This window comes from Endozoicomonas sp. SESOKO2 (genome assembly GCF_024606245.1).
In the GTDB taxonomy this organism is placed as follows: domain Bacteria; phylum Pseudomonadota; class Gammaproteobacteria; order Pseudomonadales; family Endozoicomonadaceae; genus Endozoicomonas_A.
In genome coordinates, this window is record NZ_JAHHPQ010000642.1 from 1 (window position 1) to 6,083 (window position 6,083).

The window sequence follows — 6,083 nt, forward strand, 5'->3', positions numbered from 1 at the left end:
CTCAATTTCTTGCAATCCTCGCTACGGACGCTTAAGTCCGACAGGCTGCTAGCCTTTCACGCCACCTGAAGTCAGACCACCGACAATCCAGCGCTGGCACAACAGGAAAATAATAGAGATGGGCAGACCCGACAGAACGGCTGCCGCAGCAAAATCACCCCAGAGATAATTTTGTGGATTCAGGTATTGTCTGGAGCCAACCGCCAGCGTCAGGTTATCCATACTCTGCAAAAGCACTGAAGCTACCGGGTATTCAGCAATACTGGTAATAAAGGCCAGGATGAATACCACCGCCAGAATGGGCGTTGAAAGTGGCAGTAACACAAAACGAAACGCCTGCCAGGGCGTTGCTCCGTCGATCGCTGCTGCCTCTTCAAGGGATGAATCTATCGTTTCGAAGTAGCCCTTGATCAACCAGATGTGCAGGGCCAGTCCACCCAGATAAGCGACAGTTACCGAACCCAGAGTGTCCAGTCCTAACCAGGGAACATAGTTGCCTATCTGTTCAAACAGTGAGTATATGGCGACCAGTGCCAGTACGGCTGGAAACATCTGCAAAATCATCATGGCGGTCAGCATGGACTCCTTGAACCGGAATCTCAGTCTGGCGAATGCGTAGGCTCCCGTGGTTGAGAGCAGCAGAATCAACACGGTGGAAATAAACGCCACTTTGACAGAATTCCATAACCAGAGAAGGACCGGAAAGGGAGGCTGGGTGATGGAGCCATCGGCATTCTCCCAGGGAATACCAAAAGCCAGATACCAGTGCTCCAGACTGGGGTTGCGGGGTATCAGGTCTCCGGTGGCGAAATTACCGGAACGGAAAGACACCGAAATGATCATCAGGAAGGGAAACATGATCAGACAGAGAAACAGAATCATAAAAATTCTTGCGAACCACACCCGGTATTTCAGGTTTCTAGGCTGTACCATAATAGTCGTTCACTCCATTACCCGTTTGGTCGCTTTCAGGTTCACCCAGGCTATGACACCCACCATGATGAAGATGAAGGTGGCTATAGCGGAGGCCAGGCCGTAATCCTGACCGTACTGACCAAATGCAATGCGGAAGGTATAGCTCACCAGAATGTCGGTGGCACCGGCTGGTGTGCTGGCACCAATGATATTGGGAGCACCATCAGTCAGCAGTGCAATCAGAACCAGATTGTTGAAGTTGAATGCAAAGCTGGCGATCAACATCGGCGTTAGTGGCTTTATGATCATCGGGAAAGTGATGCTGAAGAAGTTCTGTATTGGGGAGGCGCCGTCTATGGCTGAAGCTTCGTAAAGAGTATCCGGAATAGACTTTAACAGGCCAATGGCGAGAATCATCATGTAGGGATAACCCAGCCAGGTATTAACGATCAGGACCATGGTTTTAGCCAGATACTCATTGCTGAACCATTCCGGTTGGATACCCAATAGCAGGTTCAGCAACATATTAATTTCACCAAAATTCTGATTAAACAGGCCTCTGAAAATTAAAATAGAAATAAAGGCCGGGACGGCATAAGGGAGTATTAACAGCAATCGGTAAACGCCATTGCCCTTGAGGGGTTCCCATTGCACCAGACAGGCCATGAGCAAACCTACAGTCATGGTAAAGAGTACCGAGAGAGCAGCAAATACCAGAGTCCAGATGAAAATTTGTAAAAAAGGGCCCTGGATACCAGGATCTTTGAGAACCCGAACGAAATTATCCCAGCCGTTATAGACGACAAAGCCTGGTCCTACTTGCTCACCTGCGGAATCAGGCTGTCCTTCAGGCACTTCGATATAGTAGCCCGTTGTATGATCAGGCTTTAGCAGGTTGCCATTGCGGGTATCTTGCAGAATATCATTACCCATGTCCCGGTAGATTTTTGACATGGGACCAAACTTTCTCAGGCTGGTCATTGTCAGCTCGGTGTTGTCAGGCAGTTCTACGGCTAGTTTTTTGAGAATATTCCGAAGCCTGATAGTATCCCTGAGTGGTAATTTATTACCTTCAGGAAGGTCCGGTGAAAAGTCAGCTTTCAGTGGCGTTGGAATGACCGTTTCGTTGAACGGCTGGCTTACGAGGTGCTTGTCTGTCTCCTTGTTGCTGATGAAAAGAATTCGATAATTGGCTCCTTGCTGATAGATCTTGAAATGATAGGACTCACCTTCTGCTCTGTAGGTTTTGCCCAGATGTTGGGTTTTGACGCGCTCCAAAGATAAGAGATGGCTGGAGCTGTAATTTGTGAATGCGACATATACCGTATAAATAAGGGGGAAAACTATAAATACCGATACCCCCAGAAGAGCAGGGAAAACATACCGGTAGTTGTAGCCCTTATGGCTGATGAATACCCAGGTACCGACACAGGCAATTAAAAGAATAATCAGAGCAAAGGCAATTTCTCCCCGGGCGTACATTAAGGTCACGCCATAGAGCAGTATCAGGTCAATCAGGGCAACTACTCCCCACACCAACCAGATCATTGGGCTCTGTGCTTTCTGATCAGCCTCCATAAAGTTGCCTCCCGGGGCAGATTTAACTCACATATTCTGATGTCGAGAGCGTGACACTGTAGGAATCACTCAAGAAATTACACGTCGTATTTCATAGCATTGATGTAACTGGAAGGCGGCTGACTGCTAAACGGGCTAACGAAAATATGGTACACCGGCCTGTCAGAGTCAGCCTGTCGGGAACCTGTCAGAGTCAGTCTCCTAGACTGACAGCCTAGTCGACAATCTGCTTGGCTGCTTCATTAAGCGCGCTCTTGTAATCCTGTCTGCCGGAGGTGATGTTCATCAGTGCAGACTCCATAGCCGACCAGAATTTTCCCATTTCCGGTACATTGGGCATGAGCAAACCATTGATGGCATTATCGTAAGTAACCTTGATGCGAGGATCTTTTTCCAATTCTTTCATGTAGCTTTTGTTGACCACAGCACCTAGCGGAACATCACTGTTCATAGTACGAAGACCGTCGTCTGTTAGCAGGTAATTTTCAAGAAACTCTTTGGACAGGGCTTTGTTGGGACTGGCACTGTTCAGAGTGGCCCCCCAGACGCCAACAAATGCCTTTGAACGCTGGCCATTGATGCCAGGCAAAGCTGCCACACCATAATTCAGATTTTTGCCGTCGATTTTGGTCTTGTCGAGGTTTGACCAGGCCCAGGGGCCCGTAATCATCATGGCTGCCTGACCCTTGTTGAAGCTGGATTCCATGACTCCATAATCAACACCTCTGGGCATAACGCCTTTATCAATCAGCTCGGTCAGCATTTTTGCACCGGCCATGGCGCCGGCATTATTGACTCCGGTGTCTTTGACATCATAACCTGTTGGTGTTTTCTTGAAGACATAACCGCCATCTGCAGCGAGCATGGGCATAGTGAAGTAAGGCTGGATCTGATCCCACATAATGGTGGTGACTTTACCTTCTTTGCTTTTAGCCAACTTGTCCTTGAGGGGAAACATTTCTTCAAATGAGCTGGGAGGGTCTGGTAACAGATCTTTGTTGTAGATCAGGCTGATGGCTTCCATAGAGACAGGATAACCATAGATTTTGCCGTTGACTGTCATGGCTTCCCAGCCCAGATCGTCAATTTTGCTTTTGAAATCCGGGGCCGGGTTTACAGAAGACAGGAGGCCACTCTGGGCCCATTCACCGTATCGGTCATGGGCCCAGAACAGAATGTCCGGTCCACCACCTGACGCTGCCGCCTGTTGAAAACGATCGGTAATATTTTCCGGAATCTCAACCTTTACTTTGATTCCAGTGTCTTTCTCAAACCCTTTGCCTACTTCCCGGATACCGTTGTAGGCCTTGTCACCGCCTACCCAGATCACCAATTCATCATCCTGAAAGGAATAGGCCTGAAACGGGCCGAGGACTGCCCCCAGAGTGATAGCAGCTGCAGCTACGGTTTTGCAAAGCGGAGTTCTCAGTAATTTGATCATCAGTCAACGGCTCCCGATCAATTTCGCTGTTCAGAAAAAAGCGCAGGGGCCTTCGCAGTGATAAACCACAAGCGCCTTCTGTAAGACAAGCTTCACACGCAACCGGAAGTGACCCTCTCCGGTCAGCCTCCTGATAGTTCCATTACATGACTTGAATGATCGGTTGAGAATGAAGGTTCGTTTTTTCAGACAGAATCAGAGGATTGCTGTCCGAGATGAAAGAAAACTTATTCAATAATAGCGGCAGAATTGAAGGGCAGTGATGATGTAGAGAATAATTTTTTTCAAGGCATTGTTTTTTACATAATTTTCTAAAAAAGCAAGTTCATATTATTTTTTTTAATCACCGGAAGGAGTGAGGAGCATAGTCTTTTTAGCGCAGAGAGGGACAGCCCGGAGTCCGACAGGACTCCCGGTGCGTTCTATCCTGCTGCTCAATGTTTTACTTGAGCACTTCATGGTGGCAGCGCCAACCTTAATTCTGAAAAGGTTTTACAGCAGCGAATGTGGGGTGATCACTTTTTTAGACTGCTTCTTGCTCCGGGGGCTGTCGCAAAACCTCATCAACTTGCTTTCGGGCTTCGCGACAGTCTCAGGTGCACGGGAAGGAGACAAATCATGCTTGACGTTTAAGGCGCTCTTTTACTCTAGCAAGTAAACTATCCAGATCTTCTGTAGATTCAGGAGGTTCAGAAGATTCAGGATCTTCTGAATCAACTTTTATTGTAATGATGCCTGTTGGAAATATGTCATCAGCAGCCTTGTCTTGTGCAAGAAATCCTTCTAATTCATGTTCTGAAAGCAGTGACAGTAACCATTCTACAGATTCTATTTCACTACCTCCGGACCACGGATCGTGAACGACTAATTTATCCCCAATAATGCCTATTAACAGGGCATAATGACCATAGAAGTTATTTTCTCTATATGAAAGAAGAATAGGTGCCTCAGAAATCAGTTCAGTTAAAGATTTAACTAATTCTTCTTTCGGTACAGATGAATCAGGGAATTGCAATTCAGATAATTTGAAACTTGAATGATCAGCCTCTTCGTATACTTTTTTTAATGACAATCCTTTAAATATTCCTCTTGGGTTGGTAGAAAGTGATTCAACTTTTTTTGAGTTTGTCGTGGTAGCACGTAATGGGTTATCGCCATAAAATCTTCTGAGCATTTCTACACAGGCATCACCACAGAGGTTAAAATGCCCTTGATGAATGTAGTTAACAGCATGAATATGGCTTGCGGCTTCTACAGTCCTACCTTTAAATTTTTTCTGTTCAGCTTCTAACTTTTTTGTGTCATTGGTAGCATTAAAATGCCAAATTGCTCTGAATGGGCCTCTTAGTTTCATATTTTATCCATTTTTTATTTATCAATTATCAGACTCAGATGCTGACCCACTATTTTGGCATTTCTTTTTCTGGCTTCTTCTTTTCAGTTTTATCATCCGTTGACAGGAATGAGGGAGGTATATCTCTTTTGCTTCCAATCCTTGGCATGGCGAATTCCTATTCACAGGTTCTCTCTATTAATAGTTGTATAGCAAAAACCTTATTACGGGACAATGATGTGAGGCAGTTTAGGGAATACTGAAAACTTATTATTTACAGGCTTCCGTATGATTGAATCTCGCTGTATTTGGAGTCACTGTCTGTACAAAATTCCATTAGGGTACCACTCTCTCTAACTTTATTTTCATAGCGAGATCAAAGGATTGTTCATGCCCACCCCGCTGGAGCATCCTCCTGAGCATCAGGCTTCACTATCTTCTTCGGTACCAGCATTTCCCTCTCTACCAGGAGGTCATTGTCGCTGAAAAAAAAGTGGTGTCGCATCTCGCTGACCACGGCAATCCCCCGCTGTTTCAGGACTTTTTGGGCTGCCTCCGAAGCCAGCGTGGTTTGCGTAAGGGTGCCCGGATTCATCCGAATACCTTCGCTTTTCAGCCGTTGCACCTCTTTCTCCAATGACTGTTGTGTTGCCGGGTTCAGCAGCGACGGGTCATGTCTGTATTGCATCTTTTCCAGCAGCGTCATTTTGGCTGGAATGGCCACCTGCTGAAGATCATACCAGCTGTTATGAATACCACGAGTGATCCCTTTTTTCTGATCAGCTTTGCAGGCTTTGTGGCTGGGGTCTGAACAGA

5 protein-coding genes are annotated in these 6,083 nt (G+C 46.5%); all 5 read right to left on the reverse strand.

Going from position 1 to position 6,083, the window contains the following annotated elements; all coding sequences use genetic code 11:
* Positions 1 to 48 precede the first annotated feature (48 nt).
* The gene (gene malG, locus KDK17_RS15960) at positions 49 to 933 is read right to left on the reverse strand and encodes a maltose ABC transporter permease MalG (RefSeq protein WP_257275909.1); all 885 of its coding nucleotides are present in this window, start codon (positions 931 to 933) and stop codon (positions 49 to 51) included.
* Positions 934 to 942: 9 nt separating this feature from the next.
* Complete coding sequence (gene malF, locus KDK17_RS15965; protein WP_257275911.1) at positions 943 to 2,493, reverse strand: maltose ABC transporter permease MalF; 1,551 nt, start codon at positions 2,491 to 2,493, stop codon at positions 943 to 945.
* A 214-nt stretch (positions 2,494 to 2,707) separates the two neighbouring features.
* Complete coding sequence (malE, locus tag KDK17_RS15970) at positions 2,708 to 3,934, reverse strand: maltose/maltodextrin ABC transporter substrate-binding protein MalE (protein ID WP_257288504.1); 1,227 nt, start codon at positions 3,932 to 3,934, stop codon at positions 2,708 to 2,710.
* A gap of 616 nt (positions 3,935 to 4,550) precedes the next feature.
* Positions 4,551 to 5,288, reverse strand: coding sequence for a C39 family peptidase (locus KDK17_RS15975; protein ID WP_257280623.1), 738 nt, complete (start codon positions 5,286 to 5,288; stop codon positions 4,551 to 4,553).
* A gap of 367 nt (positions 5,289 to 5,655) precedes the next feature.
* The coding region (locus KDK17_RS15980) for a hypothetical protein (protein ID WP_257288505.1) at positions 5,656 to 6,083 on the reverse strand (428 nt) is incomplete at its 5' end.